Consider the following 18,003-nt stretch of genomic DNA (forward strand, 5'->3'; position numbering starts at 1 on the left):
CACGCACTTCCCGGGCTTGCGCAGCAAGGCGGCCGCCTCGTCGGCGCTCAGTCAGTCGGTTGCGCCGAGCAGCTCGTCGACGGCAGTGCGAATGGACTCGTCTTCGGCGAAGGCGCGCCACCCGCCGAAGTAATGAAGACGCCGGTCACTTGTAGGCAGGTCGCGCAAGAGATGAGCGGCGGGCTGGGCGGCGGGCTGGGCGGCGTGGGCGATCCGGGTGAGATGGCGCACCGCGGGGAGCGTGACCGGTAGGTAGGCACCCTCGGCCAGGTCCTGCACGGCCTCCAGGAGGGCCGGGACGGTGCTCTCGGTGTCGCCGGTCGCGGCCCACAGGGCGTGCGCGGCCTCGACGCTGGTCCAGGGGTCGGCGGCACCGACCGTCGTCCGGAGTTGGTCCGCGAAGTCGACAGCGTGCGGGCCGAGGTCGGCCAGCTTGCGCAAGGCAGGGTGGGGGAAGCGGCCCTCAGTGGCGGCAGGCCCCAGCACCTTCAGGGCCGGGCCCGGCTCCCCGCCGACCTGCCAGTACGCCCACGCGGCGAGCTCCGCGTCTGCGCCTGCGCCTGCGGCGATCGACCGGGCCAGCAGCAGTTCACGTCCCCCGTTGCCCGCCATCCCGATCCCGGCCAGGGCTGTCGCCGCCGCGGTCCACCTCTGGTTGTCCCCCAGCAGGTCGAGCAACTGCGGCACTGCTGCCTTCGCAGCAGGTCCCCAGGCGGCGAGCACTTCGCAGAGGCGATTGAGCAGGTGGATGTCCGTGGCGGTGCCGAGTCGGTCGCAGATCGCCGGCAGAAACAGCTCCGCGTGGTCCGGAAGGCGAACGAGTATCTCGTGGTGGGCGGGGAGGCCCGGGTCGTGGAAGGCGTCGCGGGCGCTGCCGTAGAAGGCGGCGGCCGATGCGAAGCCGGACCGGGCGCCAACCACGCGATCGGCCAGACCCGGCACGCAGCGCGGATCGTTCATCCGGGCAAGCGCCCACAGGGCCGCCTCGGCGACCGTCTCTCCCTTGCGTGTCGTCCGGGCGGCGGTGTCGCCGAGCAGCCCGGCGACCGCGTCGGCATGGGCCGCGGCTGACGGACCGAGGCAGGCCAGCAGCTCGGTCGCCCGGTAGCGCACCTCGGTGACCGGATCGTCCAGCCGCGCCACGATGGCCGGCAGCAGTGCATCGACCGGGGAGCGCCACTGCGAGAGCCGCCCGCCCGCCTGCGCCAGGCCGCCGATCCGCTGCTCTTCGTCGGGATGATTGGCCAGCAGGCCCAGCGTGAAGGCGGAGGACGCACCTGTGAACAGCGCCGCCGTCCAGCGCTGTACACCCCGCGCCCCGCTTTCCACCGAGCTGGTGCGCTGCCACAACTCCACGCTCGGATCACGAACCGCGTCCAGCACGAGCTCCAGCCGCCTCGTCGCGAGCCCCGAGTCGCAGGCCGCGAGCGCATGCACCGCTGCCAAACGAAGCTGAGGCTCCGGGGAGTCGAGCAACGTGTGGAGGAGGGTGCTGACCTCGCCGGACCTGTCACCGGCCGGCTCCCGCCGGACCGCCTGGCCGAGTGCGAGGACCAGGTCAAGACGGGTCACCAGCTCACTCTCCGCCCGCCAGCACCGCAGGAGCGCGGGCAGCAGGAGCGCACCGGGGCTGGCGCAGGCACCGGATACGTCGGCCGCGGCGCGCCGGATCTCCGGCGCGGGATCGGCCAGCAGAGCCAGCACCTCGGGCAGCACCCGTTCCCACGTTGGCTCCCAGCCGGGATCCAGGAACCTCTCGGCGACCTGCCCGGCCTCCGCTGCCAGCCTCGCCACCAGTTCCAGCACCGCGCGACGGCTCGGCACATGCGGGGCGGCAGCCAGACGGAGCAGAAAGGGCAGCGTGGCCGGGACAGCGGAGCAGATCCAACCGCCCTGATGGAACAGCAGGTTGAGCAGCTCGAACGCTGCCTCCTCCGCGTCCTCCGGATTCGGTCCTGCGCATCGCTGCAGAAGGCCGGGCACGTCCTCGGCAGACCCGTAATTGTGTTCCAGACCTGCCCAGTCGACCGCTTCCAGCCCCTCCCACATGCGCGTGACCCTACCCGCCCGGCCGAGACGTGGTCGAAGAGCTTTCGACACAGGGAGCAGCGCAGCAGCCGCCCAGTGAACCGGCCCGGGCCAACTCAGATGCTCGGCGGGCGACACGCCCAGCCATGGCCGCCACAGTTCGAACTCTCCGTTACACGAGTATTACCGGCATTACCGTCATGACGCATGCGTCCTGCGGTCAGCGGAGTGAGCCATGCAGGAGGCCGGCAATGGGCGAGTTGATCAATGCCAACGGGACCGAGATCTGGGTCCATCGCCAGGGGCGGGGATCGGACGTCCTGCTCATCGGGGGCCTGAGTGATCCGGCCGAGTCGTGGCAGCCGCAACTCGACGGGCTCAGCGATCGTCATCGGCTCGTCGCGTTCGACAATCGTGGAGCGGGGCGTACCCGGCTGCCCGAGGGACAGCTGTCGGTGGCCATGATGGCCGACGACGCGGCTGCCGTGCTGCGCGCGCTCGATGTTCCGGCCGCCCACGTCGCCGGCTTCTCCGGAGGATCCGCCATCGCGCAGGAGCTGGCGCTCGCACACCCGGAGCTCGTCCGCAGCCTCGTTCTCATGAGCACCTGGGCTTGTGCGGACCAGTATTGCCGGTCCCTGCTCCGCTTCTTTCACTGGATGGCGGAAGCCGCTCCGAGCGAGCGCGCCATGCTGGAGGCGTTCTTCCTGTGGGTCTACTCCGCCCGCGCCCATGAGGACGGCACGGTGGCGCAGATCATCGACGAAGCACTGGCGTTTCCCCACCCGCAGTCGACCGAGGCATTCCAACAGCAGGTTGCCGCCTTCCTGGCGCATGACACGCTGGACCGGCTGCATGACATCACGGCGCCGACGCTCGTGCTGGCCGGGGAGGTCGACATTCTGCTGCCGCCCCGTTACGGACGCATCGTCGCCGAGGGGATCCCCGGTGCCACGTTCGAGGTGATGGCCAAGGAGGCCCACCAGCCGTTCCAGGAGGTCCCCGACACGTTCAACGCCCGTGTCAGCGCCTTCTGGCGCGAGGTCGAGGCACGGGGCTGATGTGACCGACGGCGACGGCCTCAGCCGCGCGGTGCCGCGCGGTGCCGCGCGGTCGACGGCCGCGCCTCGTGCGCCAACAACGCCCATGGGACCGGTTCAGCCTCCGAGGCGGTGCGTGAGGTGGAGCAGATCTGGCAGGTGCAGCACCCGTCCGCCGAACCCCGGGAGGGGGACATGGAGCGGCTGGGTCCAGTGGGCGGGGATCGCTTCAAGTCCGTAGTACGCGCCCGCGATGCCTCCCGTGACCGCAGCGACGGTGTCCGTGTCACCTCCGAGGTCGATCGCCGCGCGTATCGCGTCCTCGAAACCGGTGGTGGTGCGCAGGGCCCAGACGGCGGAGCCCAGGCATGGCCATACGGCACCGTTGAACTCGGTCGCCTGATCGGGGTGCCAGTCGGGCGCGAGGACTGCGGCGTAGCGCCCGCGGTGGTCGGGATGGACGAGAGCCAGGATGTCCGGGAGGGCGGTGAGGGGGTCGGTGCCTTCGAGCGTGACGCGGATGAGTTCGTGGAAGATGGCGGTGCCTTCCCAGGCGGCGCGGTCGCCGTGGGTGAGGGCAGCGATGCGGCGGGCCGCGTCCATCGTGGCCTCTGGGCCGGCGGGCGCGAAGTAGACGGCGGAGGTCGACGCCCGCATCAAGGATCCGTTTCCCGCAGCTCGCTGGTTGACCTGGAAGTGTGTCGCGGCGGCGAGGTCCCAGGGCATGCCGTTGGTCAGGACGTCTTCGGTCTGCAAGCCGATGTCCTTGGGTTCTGATGCCGCCCATTGCTGGAAGCGGGCGAACATGTCCGGCAGATCCAGTCCGCCCTGTTCCAGCAGGGACTCCGCGACCAGGACGGCCATCTGTGTGTCGTCGGTGGCCTCGCCCGGGTCCCAGCCGCCGCCTCCGCTCATCTCGCCACCGGCACCAGGCACGGGAAACCGCGCGGAGAACGCTCCTCGGGGGCCGAACTCGAAGGGACCTCCCAGGGCGTCACCCACCGCTGAGCCGACGACGGCGCCGGCGGTCCGCTGAACCCGTCTCATTCGCGCAGGCTATCCGGGCCGCGTCGGCGGTCGCGCGGGGCTGCCGCCACCCGACGGGTCGGGCGTCCGTTTGAGCCTGTGGGACGGCCTCATGCGTCCGATGGCGTCGGCAATACCGCGCGCTCGGCCTGCTCCAACCAGTCGGTGTACCAGCGGGAGAAGGTCATCGGCTTCCCGGCATCGTCGAGGCGCGGCACGAGGTCGACGTCGTCCACCCGGCGGTCGGACCAGATCGTGCCGCGGTGACTCCCGGAAACGGCTCGGCGAGCATGGAGAGGTCGGCCAGGTCGGCGCCGTCGCCTTCTCAGCGCCAGCGGCCTTGCACACGCCGGACGGGGAAAAGGCCGTACGCGGGGCCTGCACCGCCCGCACCGACGTGGAGGAGGAAGGTCCGGGCTCGCCCGCCTGGCCGGAGCCGCTGCCGTCGGTGGTTCAGTCCGGACACCGGGCCGGCAGCCCGGTGTCCGGAACACTCCGGCGGAGCCCTGAATCAGACTCCGCCACCGTACGGAGCGCCGACGGTGTACAGCAACGTGGCAAACGCTCCAAGGGTCAGCACGACACGAAGCCGTCGTGCATGCACAAGATTGCGCATCAGGATGGTCACCTCCTTCCCTTCCTCCTTCGCGTGGACGGGCGGACAGCCACACGGCACGGTTCGTGCGGTGCAACAATCGTGTGCGGCGGCAGCGTGAAGCTACCGGCCGCGAACAGGCCGGCCGTGGGCTGGGAGGCAAGGGACGTCCTCACCGTCATCCCTCACCTCCTTGTGGACACGGCCTGTGCCGCGCATTCCGGTCGACACCAGAACGACGATGCCGATTCCGATCAGGAGATCACCGGGGCTCACGATCTTCGCCAGAACCGGCACGGGCATCGTGTCGCCCAGATAGGCAAACTTCGTATCCTGGTTTGCCGGTTCGTTCTTGGGAGTCGTCACACCAGCCGGTTTGCCCAGCGCGACAGCTGCTTCGGGGGCGTACGGCATACGGCCGTTGGCAATCACCGCCGCACCGTTCGCCAGAGCGCCCATGAGCACAAGGGCGGCGCCGGTGCGCATGACCCACGACCATGTGCGGAGGTTGACCACCAACCATGCCGCTCCTGTGCCGAAAACCAGCCACAGCAGGGGAATGCGGAGGCTGTCGTCAAAGAAACGCCGCACGGGATGGACGTAGTACTGAAGAGCCTGGATGCCGGCCGCCAGCCAGAGGAGCCCCGCGGCACGAACAGAACCCGCGAGAGCGAAGAGGCGGCCGCCGGTCCCGTAGCCGACGACGACGCCGACGACGACCGGCAGCACACACAGGACAGCGAACGCCATCGGACAGCCTCTCCCCCAGAGCACATGACGCCCTCATCCGCACCGTATCCTGCACGGCCAGGGGGCAGAAGAACAGCGGTTGGCCGGCCGCATGCGGAAAAGGGCTGCGGGCGGGAACGGTCTCCGTGGTTGCATCGGCTTCATGGTGTCTACCGACCGACTACTGGCATTCGCGGCCATGTCGTTCCTGCTGATCGTGATTCCCGGTCCCAGCGTGCTGTTCGTGATCGGGCGGGCGCTGGCGCAAGGGCGCCGTGCCGCGCTGACCACTGTCGTGGGGAACACGCTCGGAGCCTACGTGCTCGTCGTGGCCGTGGCCCTCGGGGTCGGGACCATCGTGGAGCGCTCGGTCCTCGTCTTCACGGCGCTGAAACTCGTGGGCGCCGCGTACCTGGTGTACCTCGGTGTCAAGGCGGTGCGGCAGCGCGGGTCGCTGCACAACGCGTTCACCGGTGAGGGTCCCGCGCACGGCAGCCTGCGCACGTTGTGGGAGGGGTTCGCGGTCGGCGTGGCCAACCCCAAGACCATCGTGTTCTTCGCCGCCGTACTGCCTCAGTTCGTCGACCGCAGCCAGGGGCACGTCACGGTTCAAATGCTGTTGCTCGGCCTGGTCTTCAATGTCATCGCGGTGGCCTCCGACAGCGTGTGGGGATTGGTCGCGGCCACCACACGGACCTGGTTCGCCCGCTCACCGCAGCGGCTCGCCCTGGTCGGCGGGATCGGTGGGCTGACGATGATCGGCCTCGGCGTCACCGTCGCCGCGACAGGCCGCAAGGATTAGGCTCTGCCGCCGACTCGTGAGTCCTGCCCGACCCTCTCGCCACGGGCCGCATCATGAGCGACGGGCGGCTCGGAGCGATTCGGCGAGCGTCATGAGGGAGGCTCCGAGAAACACGGTGTCCTTGGCCAGGAACTGCCCGACCATGGAGAGCTTGGGAGTCTTGCGGTTCTCCTGCCAGGCCTCTGGCGTGGTGGCCAGGAAACTGAGGGTGGTGACGAACATCCCGACGGCCCCTAGGCTGCCGAGCGCAGAGGCTCGGGGTGCGAACGGCCTGGCCGCGATCAGCGAGCCGATCGCGATCTCCGTCACCCCGATGAGTCGTGCCGTCTTCTCCTCGCCGAGCTTGTTGACGAGCGGCGAGAACAACGGACTCGAGGAGACCAGAGGATGAATGTTCTCCACCTCGTAGTCCTCGAACTTGAGCGCCCCGATCCATACGAGGTTCCCCACCAGCGCGGAGCGCAGAGTCCAGGCGCCCACGGACTCCAGCGTGGAGGGTCGTGTTCCCATGATTGCCCTTTCGCCGCCATCGGAAGTCGGCAGCGCATACGTGCGGCACCGAAGCTGCCGGGTGGTGAGGTCGAGGCCATGAACGTCCCTCCACCCGGACCGGCAGCCGCATCCAGCGTTGCGCCGCCCGCCCACCGCCGCAAGCCGGACCGCTGCTGGTGACGGTAGCCGGGTGCGGTCGGTGGGCTGACGATGATCGGCCTCGGCGTCACCGTCGCCGCGACAGGCCGCAAGGATGAGGAACGGGCTCAGGCGCGCAGTGCCGCGCGGGCTGCGGCCGCGCCGCGTACTGCCACCAGGACCTTGTCCACCGGAGCGCGCTCCGGGGACTCCGCCCGCGTCTGGCGGCACTCGCCGCAGTGCGTCTCGTCCGTCAGCGGCCGGAACAGACGCGGCTGCGTATGGCTGCCCGCGCACTCCCGCATCAGCGCGACGCGCGGAGTCGGCACCTCGGCCGGCGGCCCCGGCGGCGCCGGAACCTCGCCCAGGAGGTGGCGCACCAGGCCGCCGGGCCGGTGGATCCGCCTCCCCGGCGCCGGCAGCCCCTGCCGTACCGCCGCCCGTACGTCCTCCACCGTGTGCCCGCACTCCAGCCACTGCGCCGCCAGCGCCGCGAGCTGCGGCAGCATGCCGCGCGGCACCCGCAGGCGCTCGTCGATCCGGTGCAGGTCGGCGACGGCCCGGCGGGCGTCGCCGCCCGGCCCGGGCTGGTGGGAGGTGTTCTCCTCCGGAGTGTTGAGTGGGTGACGGCCGACGGCCCGACGCGTCGGCTCACCGGCGGCCGGAACACCGCCCGCCGGTGCCCCGTCCCGTACCCGGGCCGCCTCCTCGGCGCTCAGCGGAACGCTGGAGACGAGCTGCCGCGTCACCCAGCGCCCGCGGTCACCCTGCTCCCGCCACTCATGCACATAGCCCTCGGCCTTGAGCTGCTGCTTGGCGCGGATGAAGGCGACCTTCTTGATCCCGGCCCGCTGGGCGGTACGCGACAGGGGCTCGTCCGCGCCCTGCGGCAGCGAAAGCTGCCAGGTCAACAGCCGTACGGCGTCGGAGGACAGACGCGGATGGCGAATGATTTCGTTCGGCACCTGGGAGAAGAAACGCGCAGGCGGGATAACATGACGGAGCATTGCGGTGGACCTCTATTCCACTCAGCGGTGTAGGCCCTCGGAGCTGGCTGCTACCAGCGACGGGGGCCGTCTTGCGCTCACCGTACAACAACTTCCGTACACGCACGGTCACTTCGCGTAATCGCACCTCGGGCACGAACAGGGTGGAAAACGCCCGGCGTTCTCGATCGCGGCCGCGTCCCGCCCCGGCTCGTACGTCGACCTCGGCCCCCACGTCCGCCCGCCGTCCCGCGAGACGCGCAAGGTCAGGGACGCGCCCAGCCCGCCACTCACCAACGGCCCCCGTACCGCGCCGCCTTCTGCCTCAGCCATTCCGTCACCTGTTCCGTTTCGTCGCGAGAGGCGGCACGCAGGTCACGTACGGCGATGGTGGCGACGAAGTGCACGAAGCGCACGCGCCGCAGCTCCCCTTCCACGCCGATCACCTTGCCGGGGCCGTAGACGTCCGTACCCGCATGGGCCACGAACGCGCCCTGGTCGTGCAGCGTTGCCATCGCATCGCCTCTCGCTGTGTGTGCTGATTCAGTCACAGCGTGGGATCGCCGCAGGTACTCTCGCCAGAGGGACAGGCGTGACAACGCATTTGGCACACCAGGGAGTTGCCATGGCGATCGAGGACAACCCGGAATCCCGTACGAAATACGGCGAGGAACTGAAACGCCGCCGCGAGGCCGCCGCGCTCACGCAGGAGGAGCTGAGCCAGCGCGCGGTCATGTCGCGCACGCACATCGCGCATATCGAGGCGGGCCGCCGCAGACCGGACGTGGAGGACGCGCGCCGGCTGGACCGGGTACTGGGGACGGGAGGGTTCTTCGAGAACTTCCTGCCGACGCTGGACGGTCGTAAGGTCGCTGAACACTTCGCCGAGGCCGCGGAGTTGGAGCGTCAGGCGACGGTGATCCACGAGTACGCCTGCACGCTGGTGCCAGGATTCCTGCAGACGGAGGCATACGCGCGCGAGGTGCTCAGCTCGGGCTTCCCCGCCAAGAGCGACGAGGAGCGTGACAGGCTCCTCGTCACGCGCCTCGAACGCGCCCACCTTCTCGGCGATTTCCGCACACCGGAGGTCTGGATGCTGTTCGACGAAGCAGTTCTACGACGGCATATCGGCAGCCCGGCCGTCATGTGCGAACAGCTCTGGCACATCGCAGAGTTGGGAGAGAGCCGCCGCATCCGCGTGCACGTCCTCCCCTTCGGAGCGGGATATCACGCGCTCATGGAGGGCCCGGTCAAGCTCATGTGGTTCGAGGACCTCCCGCCCGTTGCATACGTGGAAGGCTTGAAGTCAGGCAGAGTCTGGGAGATCCCGGCTGTGGTGCGCCAGTGCCAGGCGGCTTACGATCACGCCTTGGGCGATGCGCTGTCGCACCGCAAGTCCCTGGCTCTGATCAGGTCCGTCGCAGAGGATTACGAGCATGCACAGCACTGAGCACCCCATCGCGGACGCGTCACCCCTGCCCGGATGGCGCAAATCGAGCTACAGCGGGGGCAACAGCGGCGACTGCCTCGAAGTGAACGACGCCTGCGCCGCCTGCGTCCCCGTTCGCGACAGCAAGAACCCGCACGGACCTGCGATCGTCTTCGCCCCCGCCGTCTGGACGTCCTTCGTCGCCGCCGTGAAGTCCCGCGGTCTCCACACCTGACGGCCTAGGACCGGTCCGGGCTGGTGTACTGCTCGGCGTACTCCGGGCTGGGGGCGGTCGGCGTGATGACGTCGATCAGGACACCGTTGGGGTCGGCCACGATGAAGTGGCGCTGGCCGAAGTCCTCGCTGCGCAGCTCCAGTTCGGCGCTGAGGCCTTCGCGTACGACGAGCCGGTCCCACTCCGCGTCAACGTCCTCCACTTCGAAGTTGAGCAGCAGTCCGCGCACGGGGTCGCGGTAGCCCTCGGGCAGCGTCGGGTGCGTGTGGTCGAGGAGGGCGAGCTCGTACGGAGGGTTCCCCGGCCGCCGCAGGCTCACGTACCAGTCGGCCTCGAACGTCGTCTCGAACCCCATCAGCCGGGTGTAGAAGTCCTGGGACTCCCGCAGCCGCGCCGTGCCGATCACGGGGTAGAAACTGGTCAGCTTCATCATGGCCCCTTTCGCATACCATTGGTATGCGAACGAAGCTATTCACGTACCGTTGGTATGTCAACCGGGGGAGTCAGCGATGACGCAGCACGGCGCCAGAGCGCAGCAGCGAGAACAGACCAGGCTGACCCTGCTGCGGGAGGGCAGACGCCTGTTCTCGGGCCTCGGCTACGGCGCCGTAAGCCTCTCGGAGATCGTTCTTGCCGCCGGAGTGACCAAGGGCGCGCTCTACCACCACTTCGACAGCAAAGCGGGCCTGTTCCGCGCCGTCCTCGAAGACGTGCAGCAGGAGGTGGGCCGACGGGTGGCCACGGCCGCGGAGGCCCACGACGATCCCTGGACGCAGCTGACCGCCGGCTGCGAGGAGTTCCTCACCGCGACCACCGATCCGGACATCCAGCGGATCATGCTCGTCGACGGGCCCTCCGTGATGGGCTGGAGCGAATGGCGGGCGATGGACGAAGCCGCCTCGGCCCGCCACCTCACCGATGCGCTGACCACCCTCGTCAACGCGGGCGTCATCGCTCCGCAGCCGGTCGCCCCGTTGAGCCACCTGCTCTCGGGCGCGATGAACGAGGCGGCCCTGTGGCTGGCGTCGCCGTCGGACCCCGGAGACCTGGCCGACACCCGGGCAGCGCTGAGGCGGGTGCTCCAGGCGCTGCGCACCTGATGGCGAGGCCTGTCAGTGATTACCTTGCGGCTTCGGCACCAACGCCCGCCTCACCGGCCGCCCTTACCTATTACATAGTTCTTACGTGGCGATATGCCCCGTTTGACTTTCATCTGATCATCTGGCTAGCTTAGATACAGATTGAACGAAATATCCGTCTTCTTTGCGTGCCTGCACACGAAGACGGAACAATCTCAAGATCCCCGATCGATGGCCACCCTGGTCGTCGGTTGTCCTAGGGACGGATGCCCCGCAACGGGGTTGCCCGATGCCACGCGTTTCAGCGTGTGAGTCGGCGGTGGCTGCTCTCGCCACCCAGAGGCCGACGTACCGGGTCCATTTCGCGAACGCACCGTGCTGTGCGCTGGCACTCGTGCCCTCGCGGCCGTGTGGGGCCATCGGCCCCGTCTACGCCCCCGGGAAGGAAGCACCATGCGGGCAAAGACATCCAGGATTCTCCAGCTCTCCGCCGGCCTGTTCGCAGCTCTGGCTCTCGCCTTCGGTGGAGCCGGCGTCGCGAGTGCCAGCTCGTCCCAGTCGGTCTCGAACGGGTACTCGAGCCACTGGGACCGTGACGACGACAAGCACGACGACGACAAGCACGACAACGGCAACGGCAAGCACCACGGCAAGGGCTATCACCACGACAAGGACGACAAGGACTACGACCACAAGTCCTACAAGAACCACGACAACGGCAAGGACCACGACAACGGCAAGCACAACGGCAACGGCAAGCACAACGGCAATGGCCACGACAAGGGCAACGGCCACAGCAACGGCAAGAACGGCCGCCACTGACGCCTGACAGCTGACGGCGAATCACCACGGCCAGACCAGTAGTCCCGCGCCGCGACAGCTGCGCGGGACTACTCATAACCGGACAACCGCACCTTCCATGGAGCGACGGTCATGGGCATGCCCTCGATCGACCAGTTGCGCGAACGTGCACGTGGGCCGGTCGTCACCCCTGATGACGACACCTACGACGAGGCCCGCAAGGTCAACAACGCCATGATCGACAGGAGGCCGGCCGTCGTCGTGCACTGCGCCCACGCCGGCGACGTCATCGCGGCGGTCGACTTCGCCCGCGAGAACGGGCTCGATCTGGCGGTGCGCGGCGGCGGGCACAGTGTGCCCGGCTTCGGCACCTGCGACAACGGCGTCGTGGCTGACATGTCCCGGATGCGTTCCGTACGCGTCGACCCCGAGCGACGGACGGCGCGCGCCGAGGGCGGAGCGACCTGGGGTGACTTCGACGCGGCGACTCACGCCTTCGGGCAGGCGACGACCGGCGGGATCATCTCCACCACCGGTATCGGCGGGCTCACCCTCGGTGGCGGCATCGGATACCTCGCCCGCGGACTGGGCCTGAGCTGCGACAACCTGATCTCGGCCGACGTGGTGACCGCGGACGGCCGGCTGCTCGTCGCGAGCGAGAAGGAGTACGACGACCTCTTCTGGGCCATCCGCGGGGGCGGCGGCAACTTCGGCGCGGTCACCTCGTTCGAGTTCCGGCTCAGCCCCGTCAAGGACATCTACGGCGGGCCGATCGTCTTCGAACTGGACGACGCCGGCACCGTCCTGCGCGCGTTTCGCGAGCTCATCGTCGAAGCACCGGAGCAGCTCGGAGCGTTCCCGGCGTTCCAGATCGCCCCGCCGCTCCCCTTCATCCCGGAGAACCGGCACGGCGACCCCTTCATCCTGATCGTGTCGTGCTGGGCCGGACCGCTCGACGAGGGACAGCGGGCCCTCCAGCCCTTCCACGACATCGCGCCGGTGGTCGCCGAACACGTCGGCCCGATGCCGTACCCGGCGCTCAACAGCGCCTTCGACGCGCTCGTACCGCCGGGCCTCCAGCATTACTGGAAGGCCAACTTCGTCACCGAGCTCAGCGACTTCGCCATCGATGCGCATCTGGAGTACGGGCCGCGCGTACCGGTCGTGAACTCGACCGTCCACATCTACCCGGTCAACGGCGCCTGCCACCGCGTGGCACCCGAGGCGACGGCCTTCGCCTACCGGGACGCCTCGTTCGCGGCCGTCATCGCCGGAATGTGGCCCGACCCCGCCGACAACGAGGCGAACATCGCCTGGGTCCGGGACTACTACCAGGCCACCGCCCCGCACTCGGAGGAGGGCGGATACATCAACTTCATGGCCGACGACGACCAGAGCCGGATCAGGGCCAACTACCGGGGCAATTACGACCGTCTGGTCCAGGTCAAGCGGGCGTACGACCCGGACAACCTGTTCCACCGGAACCAGAACATCAAGCCCTGAAGCACGGCGGTGTTCCGCCATGCGCAACAGATGTGTCGTCGTGGCCGCGGCGCTGACCGCGATGCTGATCCCGTTGGCCGGCTGCGGCGCGCCTGGAGCGGGCCTGGCCCAAGGTGCAGCAGGGCCTGGTGGAGCTTCGACCCCAGACACCCCATCTGCTGGCCACGGGCAGTGACCACTACGTGCAGATCCATGACCCCGACCTCACGATCAGCGCGATCAGGCTGATCACCGGCCGGCTCCAGGCGTAGCTCCAGCGGGCCTGAAGGTTTCTTGATCACGCCGTGAGGGCCGGTCTGCCGCCCCAGCGGATGCCCTTCTCGCTGCGGATGCGGGCGCGTTCCTTGCGCTGGGCGGCGAGGACGTCACAGCGCTAGAGAGCCTGGGCACCGGGTCGCGAACCCGCGCTGAGCTTCTTCGGGTCGATTACCTGCTCGGCCGGCGGTGGGGTGGCCACGACCGGCTTGTTGTAGTCGGAGAAGAACAGGGTTCCCGGCTCGTCGCCGCCCACCTCGACGGTCTTGAGGATGTAGGGCTCGCCTTCCTTGGCCACGTAGAGGGTGAGCATCTTGCCACCGCTCTGCTCTTTGACGAGGGTCGCGGCGGGCTGGCCGTTGACGTCAGCGTCGGCGGCCCTGGTCATGCCCTTGCGTTCGGACTTGTCCTCGTCCATGTCCGTGATCATGGCCTTGAAGTCACAGAGACCTGCCATGTCGCCGGACTTGTCGTTCGGCATCTTGAACCAGCGGCCCTTGACGAGCTCGATCACGCCTTCCGTTTGGCCGGCTGAGCGCTCGGATCCGAGGGAGGCGCGCCAGAACGCCTCATTGCCCTTCATGTACTTGACGTTGTCGACCTGGAGGATCTCGGCGGTGCCGCCTTTGACAACCATCTTGCCCACGCAGGCGCCTTCTTTGTCCACAGCCAGGTCGACCTCCATCATGTCGCCGTCCGACTTGCCGTTGCCAGCTATCCGGAGCGACGTCGCAGATTTCGTGGTATCCACAGCCTTCTGGGCGATTTCGTCGGCGCTCAGGCCCTCGAAAGGGTCGATGGGAGGCTGGGTCGTGGCGGACGCCGGCGACTTCTTTGTGTCGCCCTTGCCCTTTGAGTCCTCGCCTTTGGAACAGCCCGTCACACCGCCGATGGTGGCCGCGCAGACCATCGCCGCGACCCAAAGCTTCTGATTGCCCGTCATCTGCCTCTCCTTGCAAGATCCTTTACCGCAGACTCGTTTGACTGTTCTGACGCCTCTTTGGATGCACGACCATGACGTGATCCACACCACACCCATGGGGACCCGTTCTGAGATGTCGCAGCTCAGGACCGCGTCCTGCACCACCTTCTTTGCTGCGGTGGACAGAGCCTTCGACAGGCGCCACCATCCCAGGTCAGGAGCACTTTGCTCTTATTTGAATCAACCTGCGCACAGCCATCTCGTGAAAGCGCGAGGCTAGGCGTACTCCCAACGACACCCCGTGACCGCCCGCGCGTACGAGTGCAGTGCGGTGATCACTTCGAGCCGTGAACGGCGGCCCGCGAGCACGTCCATCTGGTAACCGTCCTCCAGTGCCACGAAGTTGGAGGCGACCATGCGCGCGGAGTCCGCCAGGGTGAAGTGGCCCTGAGACTCGCCGAGCACCAGGATCCCCTGGTAGACGCTGATCTGACGTTCGGTCAAGGCGCTGTCGAGTGCGGCAGCCTTCGGGTCACGCAGGGTGCGGGGCCAGTACTCGAAGAGCAGCCGGGGCAGCCGGTCCTGGGGGCCGACCGCCACACCGGAGGCGATACAGGTGCTCAGCCGCTCCCGCGCGTCCGCATGCCGCTCCGCCGCCGTCTCGCGGTCTCGGCAGAACCGCTCGATGGCCTGCTGGAAGGTCTCGTACATCAGCGCGTCGAGGTCGTCGTAGTAGTAGAGGACCGCAGCGGGGGTGACCCCCGCCTCCTCGGCGACGTCCCGCAGCCGCAGTCCCTCCAGGCCGCGACTGAGCAGGGCCCGCCCGGCGGCCTCGCTCAGCTGAGCCCGCCGCGCTTCCTGATCCTTGCGCCGTGCCACCGCGCCCCTCACCCTCTCATTCGCTGAAGCGAAACAAAAAGATACCGCCCCAGGCCTTGACCACACCAGCAGCGTTTCATTAAATCGCTGTTTAATGAAACAGCGACGCAGTACCACCGCGTCCACCTCATGGGAGACCGTCATGACCACGGACGCCGTCGGGGCCGCTCAGGAGCCCTCACCCGCACCACCCCGCACCGCGAAGGGCCTGCGCGGCGACTCCGTGGGCCTGCTCGCCACGGTGGCGCTGGGGCTCGCCTCCGTCGCGCCCGCCTACAGCATCGCCATCACCCTGGGCCTGGTGACCCTGGTGGTCGGTGACCTCGCCCCGGCCGCCCTCCTGCTCGGCTTCGTGCCGATCCTGCTCACCGCCTTCGCCTTCCGGGAACTGAACCGGGAGATGCCGGACTGCGGCACCACCTTCGTGTGGAACACGCGCGTCTTCGGCCCGGCCGCCGGCTGGCTCGCGGGCGGCTGGACGGTCCTGGTCGCCACCGTCATCGCCATGACCGCGCTCGCCCAGGTCGGCGCGTCCGCCCTGCTGGGCGTGCTGGGCCTCGACGCCGCGGCGGACAGCAGCCCGGTCGTCACCGCCGTCGCCGTGCTGCTGCTCGCGCTGGCCGTCACGGTCGCCTGTCGCGGCATCCAGCTCGCCGCCCATGTGCAGTACGCCATGCTCGGCCTGCAGCTCATCGCCCTGCTCGCCTTCGGCGTCGCGGCGTTCGCCCGGGACGGCGCGGCCACGCCGTCCCTGAGCTGGCTCAACCCGCTCGGCTTCGACAGTTTCGGCTCCTTCGCCGAAGCGGTGCTGCTGTGCCTCTTCATCTACTGGGGCTGGGATGCGCTGATCACCATGAACGAGGAAACGGTCGACAGCGAACGCACACCCGGCAGGGCCGCCGTGACCTCCACCCTGATCCTCGTCGTCACTTACCTGTTCACCGCTTTCGCCGCCCTCTCCTTCGCCGGGACCGGCAGTTCGGGCCTCGGCCTCGGCAACGAGGAGACCGCCGCCGACGTCCTCACCGGCCTCGCGCCCGCGGTCCTCGGCGACGCCCTGGCCAAGGTCGTCCAGCTCGCCATCGGCGTCTCGGCCGTCGGCGCCCTACTGACCTGTACCGTCTCCGCCCCGCGCACCACCTTGTCCATGAGCGCGCACGGCGCCCTGCCGGCCGCATTCGGACGCATGCACGCGCGCTTTCGCACCCCCGCCTTCGGCACGGTGTTCTTCGGCGTCGCGGCCGCAGTCGTACTGGTCCTACTCACGCTCGTCTCCGCCGACTTCCTCGGCGACGCCGTCCTGTCGATCGGCCTGCTGATCGCCTTCTACTACGGCGTCACCGGATTCGCCTGCGCCTGGTACTTCCGCGGCCAACTGCGCCGTTCACCGCGTGACCTGCTGGTCAAGGGGGTCATGCCCGTCGCGGGCGGCCTGATGATGCTGGCGGCGTTCGTGCGCAGCGCCTACGACATGCTCGACCCCGGCTACGGCTACACGTCCCTCGGCGGCGTCGGCGGCGTCTTCCTGCTCGGCGTCGGCTCGCTCCTGCTCGGCGCCGCCGTGATGCTCCTCGTCCGCTCCCGCCACACCCCCTTCTTCCTCGACGGCCGTACGTCCGTCGTCAGCCCCGCCCCCGTCGCCACCCCGCCCGTCACGGAGAACTGACCACTCATGCGCACGCTCGCCATCGCCGCCGTCCAGACCACGCCCGTACCGCACGACCTGACCGCCACCTGGGAACGCTTCGCCGACCGGGTGCGGGCGGTGCGCGCCACCTTCCCGCACGTGCAGCTCGTCGTCGTGCCCGAGCTGATGCTCGCCGCCGAAGCACCGCTGCTCCAGGCACGCCCCGACTGGATGGAGAAGGCGGCCGTCACCATCCCGGGCCCCCTCACCGACCGCATCTGCGCCCTGGCCCGCGAGACCGGCCTGTGGCTCATCCCCGGCAGCCTCTACGAGCAGGCCGACGACGGACACACCTACAACACCGCCCTCGCGGTGTCCCCGGCCGGTGAGATCGTCGCCCGCTACCGCAAGGTCTTTCCGTGGCAGCCGTACGAACAGACCAGCCCCGGCCGGGAGTTCGTCGTCTTCGACCTGCCCGGCATCGGCCGCGCGGGCCTCGCGATCTGCTACGACGGCTCCTTCCCGGAGACGGCGAGGCAACTGGCCTGGCTCGGCGCCGAGGTCATCATCCAGCCCACCCTCACCACCACCCGGGATCGCGAGATGGAGCTGGTCTGCGCGCGGGCCAACGCCTGGACCAACCAGCTCTACGTCGTCAACATCAACGCGGCAGACCCGGCCGGAGTCGGCGCCAGCGCGATCGTCGACCCCGAGGGAACCGTCCGCCAGCAGGCGGGCACCGGGGAGGAGGTCCTGATCGACGTCCTCGACCTCGACACCGTCACCCGCGTACGCGCCCACGGATCCGCCGGCATCAACCGCCCCTGGGCCCAGCTCGCACGCTACGGCGACCGGATCGAACTGCCCATGTACGGAGGGACGTTCCGGCCGGTGCCACAGGGCTGAGCCGGGACGCGGGCCGAAACCGGGCGCGCGTGGCTACCCCGCCGCGCCCCGGGCCCCCTCACCGGTAGGTGCCGGTCATAGCTCAGGGCAGCTCCGGGTCCGAAGCTTCGGACCCCGGAGCTGCCCCGGTATCAGCGCTCAGAGACGGCTGAGGAGGCCGTTCAGGAGGCCGCCACTGGTCTCCTGGACCTGCACGGCGTAGACGTCCCCACCGGCGCAGATGTTCTGCTGCTGGGTCTGGTTCGCCGTGGTGTCGAGGAGCGAGAGATTCAGCGGGAGACCGAGAAGGCCGCCGTCCTCGTAGTAGCTTGCCTCGCTCTGGGTGGATTCGCTGAGGTTGGCCTGCTCACAGGCCACCACCACCGTCTTGTCCTTCTTGTCATCCCCGTTGTCGTAGGCGTCCTGGGCGGAGGCGACACCGGCCCCGACCATGCCGAGGCTTCCGACCATGGCAGCCACGAGAGCAGCCCTGCGAAGCTTACGCATTACATCCCCATTTCTGTCTGAGTGATCCGTTTCGCGCTTGACCGA

General features: G+C 68.8%; 21 protein-coding genes. 10 read left to right on the plus strand and 11 right to left on the minus strand.

What is annotated here, in order from left to right; all coding sequences use genetic code 11:
- Positions 1-51: 51 nt before the first annotated feature.
- Positions 52-2,049 carry a hypothetical protein gene (locus ACWV17_RS07570; RefSeq protein ID WP_455359008.1) on the minus strand — a complete coding sequence of 666 codons (1,998 nt, stop codon included), beginning with the start codon at positions 2,047-2,049 and terminating at the stop codon, positions 52-54.
- Between the two features lie 230 nt (positions 2,050-2,279).
- Here ACWV17_RS07570 and ACWV17_RS07575 point away from each other — a divergent pair, with 230 nt between their 5' ends.
- Entirely contained in the window at positions 2,280-3,089 is an 810-nt protein-coding gene (locus tag ACWV17_RS07575; RefSeq protein WP_455359009.1) for an alpha/beta fold hydrolase, read from the plus strand.
- A 96-nt stretch (positions 3,090-3,185) separates the two neighbouring features.
- Here ACWV17_RS07575 and ACWV17_RS07580 read toward each other — a convergent pair whose 3' ends face one another.
- From ACWV17_RS07580 to ACWV17_RS07590, 3 genes are all read right to left on the minus strand, one after another.
- Entirely contained in the window at positions 3,186-4,115 is a 930-nt protein-coding gene (locus ACWV17_RS07580) for an ADP-ribosylglycohydrolase family protein (RefSeq protein WP_455359010.1), read from the minus strand.
- An 89-nt stretch (positions 4,116-4,204) separates the two neighbouring features.
- Positions 4,205-4,330: a hypothetical protein gene (locus ACWV17_RS07585; protein ID WP_455359011.1), complete on the minus strand. Its 126-nt coding sequence runs from the start codon at positions 4,328-4,330 to the stop codon at positions 4,205-4,207.
- Between the two features lie 482 nt (positions 4,331-4,812).
- A complete protein-coding gene (locus ACWV17_RS07590) occupies positions 4,813-5,439 on the minus strand; it encodes a DUF5317 family protein (RefSeq protein WP_455359012.1) in 627 nt (208 codons plus the stop codon).
- 142 nt (positions 5,440-5,581) lie between these two features.
- On the opposite strand from ACWV17_RS07590, the gene ACWV17_RS07595 reads away from it, so the two are divergent.
- Positions 5,582-6,220 carry a LysE family translocator gene (locus ACWV17_RS07595; RefSeq protein WP_455359013.1) on the plus strand — a complete coding sequence of 213 codons (639 nt, stop codon included), beginning with the start codon at positions 5,582-5,584 and terminating at the stop codon, positions 6,218-6,220.
- Between the two features lie 51 nt (positions 6,221-6,271).
- Here ACWV17_RS07595 and ACWV17_RS07600 read toward each other — a convergent pair whose 3' ends face one another.
- The 3 genes from ACWV17_RS07600 to ACWV17_RS07610 all read right to left on the minus strand — a co-directional run bounded on the left by ACWV17_RS07600 (position 6,272) and on the right by ACWV17_RS07610 (position 8,351).
- Entirely contained in the window at positions 6,272-6,730 is a 459-nt protein-coding gene (locus ACWV17_RS07600) for a YkgB family protein (protein WP_455351319.1), read from the minus strand.
- Positions 6,731-6,978: 248 nt separating this feature from the next.
- Positions 6,979-7,815, minus strand: a complete 837-nt coding sequence (locus ACWV17_RS07605; protein WP_455359014.1) for a hypothetical protein — start codon at positions 7,813-7,815, stop codon at positions 6,979-6,981.
- Between the two features lie 311 nt (positions 7,816-8,126).
- Positions 8,127-8,351 carry a hypothetical protein gene (locus ACWV17_RS07610; RefSeq protein ID WP_455351317.1) on the minus strand — a complete coding sequence of 75 codons (225 nt, stop codon included), beginning with the start codon at positions 8,349-8,351 and terminating at the stop codon, positions 8,127-8,129.
- A 110-nt stretch (positions 8,352-8,461) separates the two neighbouring features.
- On the opposite strand from ACWV17_RS07610, the gene ACWV17_RS07615 reads away from it, so the two are divergent.
- Positions 8,462-9,286 (plus strand): helix-turn-helix domain-containing protein, encoded by an 825-nt coding sequence (locus ACWV17_RS07615; RefSeq protein WP_455359015.1) that lies wholly within the window; start codon positions 8,462-8,464, stop codon positions 9,284-9,286.
- A complete protein-coding gene (locus ACWV17_RS07620) occupies positions 9,273-9,500 on the plus strand; it encodes a DUF397 domain-containing protein (RefSeq protein WP_455359016.1) in 228 nt (75 codons plus the stop codon). Before ACWV17_RS07615 ends, ACWV17_RS07620 begins: the two co-directional genes overlap by 14 nt.
- A gap of 4 nt (positions 9,501-9,504) precedes the next feature.
- Here ACWV17_RS07620 and ACWV17_RS07625 read toward each other — a convergent pair whose 3' ends face one another.
- Entirely contained in the window at positions 9,505-9,930 is a 426-nt protein-coding gene (locus ACWV17_RS07625; RefSeq protein ID WP_455359017.1) for a VOC family protein, read from the minus strand.
- 79 nt (positions 9,931-10,009) lie between these two features.
- Here ACWV17_RS07625 and ACWV17_RS07630 point away from each other — a divergent pair, with 79 nt between their 5' ends.
- The 4 genes from ACWV17_RS07630 to ACWV17_RS07645 all read left to right on the plus strand — a co-directional run bounded on the left by ACWV17_RS07630 (position 10,010) and on the right by ACWV17_RS07645 (position 13,134).
- Positions 10,010-10,600, plus strand: a complete 591-nt coding sequence (locus ACWV17_RS07630; RefSeq protein ID WP_455359018.1) for a TetR/AcrR family transcriptional regulator — start codon at positions 10,010-10,012, stop codon at positions 10,598-10,600.
- A gap of 432 nt (positions 10,601-11,032) precedes the next feature.
- Entirely contained in the window at positions 11,033-11,401 is a 369-nt protein-coding gene (locus ACWV17_RS07635) for a hypothetical protein (RefSeq protein ID WP_455359019.1), read from the plus strand.
- 111 nt (positions 11,402-11,512) lie between these two features.
- Positions 11,513-12,883, plus strand: coding sequence for an FAD-binding oxidoreductase (locus ACWV17_RS07640; RefSeq protein WP_455359020.1), 1,371 nt, complete (start codon positions 11,513-11,515; stop codon positions 12,881-12,883).
- 128 nt (positions 12,884-13,011) lie between these two features.
- Positions 13,012-13,134, plus strand: a complete 123-nt coding sequence (locus tag ACWV17_RS07645; RefSeq protein WP_455359021.1) for a hypothetical protein — start codon at positions 13,012-13,014, stop codon at positions 13,132-13,134.
- A 122-nt stretch (positions 13,135-13,256) separates the two neighbouring features.
- Here ACWV17_RS07645 and ACWV17_RS07650 read toward each other — a convergent pair whose 3' ends face one another.
- On the minus strand, positions 13,257-14,081 hold the full coding sequence (locus ACWV17_RS07650) for a hypothetical protein (RefSeq protein WP_455359022.1): 825 nt from the start codon (positions 14,079-14,081) through the stop codon (positions 13,257-13,259).
- 255 nt (positions 14,082-14,336) lie between these two features.
- Entirely contained in the window at positions 14,337-14,939 is a 603-nt protein-coding gene (locus ACWV17_RS07655) for a TetR/AcrR family transcriptional regulator (protein ID WP_455359023.1), read from the minus strand.
- Positions 14,940-15,081: 142 nt separating this feature from the next.
- Between ACWV17_RS07655 and ACWV17_RS07660 the strand changes: the two genes are divergently transcribed.
- A complete protein-coding gene (locus ACWV17_RS07660) occupies positions 15,082-16,605 on the plus strand; it encodes an APC family permease (protein ID WP_455359024.1) in 1,524 nt (507 codons plus the stop codon).
- 6 nt (positions 16,606-16,611) lie between these two features.
- Entirely contained in the window at positions 16,612-17,472 is an 861-nt protein-coding gene (locus tag ACWV17_RS07665; RefSeq protein WP_455359025.1) for a carbon-nitrogen hydrolase family protein, read from the plus strand.
- A 138-nt stretch (positions 17,473-17,610) separates the two neighbouring features.
- On the opposite strand, the gene ACWV17_RS07670 is transcribed toward ACWV17_RS07665, so the two are convergent.
- Complete coding sequence (locus ACWV17_RS07670; protein ID WP_455359026.1) at positions 17,611-17,922, minus strand: hypothetical protein; 312 nt, start codon at positions 17,920-17,922, stop codon at positions 17,611-17,613.
- Between the last annotated feature and the right edge of the window lie 81 nt (positions 17,923-18,003).

Source organism: Streptomyces mabaensis, assembly GCF_053763515.1.

What these genes read in the sequence shown, in the direction of transcription:
- ACWV17_RS07620 (WP_455359016.1), top strand. Translation starts at nt 9,273, where the DNA reads ATGCACAGCACTGAGCACCCCATCGCGGACGCGTCACCCCTGCCCGGA.
- ACWV17_RS07615 (WP_455359015.1), top strand. Translation starts at nt 8,462, where the DNA reads ATGGCGATCGAGGACAACCCGGAATCCCGTACGAAATACGGCGAGGAA.
- ACWV17_RS07650 (WP_455359022.1), bottom strand. Translation starts at nt 14,081, where the DNA reads ATGACGGGCAATCAGAAGCTTTGGGTCGCGGCGATGGTCTGCGCGGCC.
- ACWV17_RS07580 (WP_455359010.1), bottom strand. Translation starts at nt 4,115, where the DNA reads ATGAGACGGGTTCAGCGGACCGCCGGCGCCGTCGTCGGCTCAGCGGTG.
- ACWV17_RS07595 (WP_455359013.1), top strand. Translation starts at nt 5,582, where the DNA reads ATGGTGTCTACCGACCGACTACTGGCATTCGCGGCCATGTCGTTCCTG.
- ACWV17_RS07670 (WP_455359026.1), bottom strand. Translation starts at nt 17,922, where the DNA reads ATGGTCGGAAGCCTCGGCATGGTCGGGGCCGGTGTCGCCTCCGCCCAG.
- ACWV17_RS07665 (WP_455359025.1), top strand. Translation starts at nt 16,612, where the DNA reads ATGCGCACGCTCGCCATCGCCGCCGTCCAGACCACGCCCGTACCGCAC.
- ACWV17_RS07660 (WP_455359024.1), top strand. Translation starts at nt 15,082, where the DNA reads ATGACCACGGACGCCGTCGGGGCCGCTCAGGAGCCCTCACCCGCACCA.
- ACWV17_RS07630 (WP_455359018.1), top strand. Translation starts at nt 10,010, where the DNA reads ATGACGCAGCACGGCGCCAGAGCGCAGCAGCGAGAACAGACCAGGCTG.
- ACWV17_RS07600 (WP_455351319.1), bottom strand. Translation starts at nt 6,730, where the DNA reads ATGGGAACACGACCCTCCACGCTGGAGTCCGTGGGCGCCTGGACTCTG.
- ACWV17_RS07640 (WP_455359020.1), top strand. Translation starts at nt 11,513, where the DNA reads ATGGGCATGCCCTCGATCGACCAGTTGCGCGAACGTGCACGTGGGCCG.
- ACWV17_RS07570 (WP_455359008.1), bottom strand. Translation starts at nt 2,049, where the DNA reads ATGTGGGAGGGGCTGGAAGCGGTCGACTGGGCAGGTCTGGAACACAAT.
- ACWV17_RS07610 (WP_455351317.1), bottom strand. Translation starts at nt 8,351, where the DNA reads ATGGCAACGCTGCACGACCAGGGCGCGTTCGTGGCCCATGCGGGTACG.
- ACWV17_RS07635 (WP_455359019.1), top strand. Translation starts at nt 11,033, where the DNA reads ATGCGGGCAAAGACATCCAGGATTCTCCAGCTCTCCGCCGGCCTGTTC.
- ACWV17_RS07625 (WP_455359017.1), bottom strand. Translation starts at nt 9,930, where the DNA reads ATGAAGCTGACCAGTTTCTACCCCGTGATCGGCACGGCGCGGCTGCGG.
- ACWV17_RS07575 (WP_455359009.1), top strand. Translation starts at nt 2,280, where the DNA reads ATGGGCGAGTTGATCAATGCCAACGGGACCGAGATCTGGGTCCATCGC.
- ACWV17_RS07590 (WP_455359012.1), bottom strand. Translation starts at nt 5,439, where the DNA reads ATGGCGTTCGCTGTCCTGTGTGTGCTGCCGGTCGTCGTCGGCGTCGTC.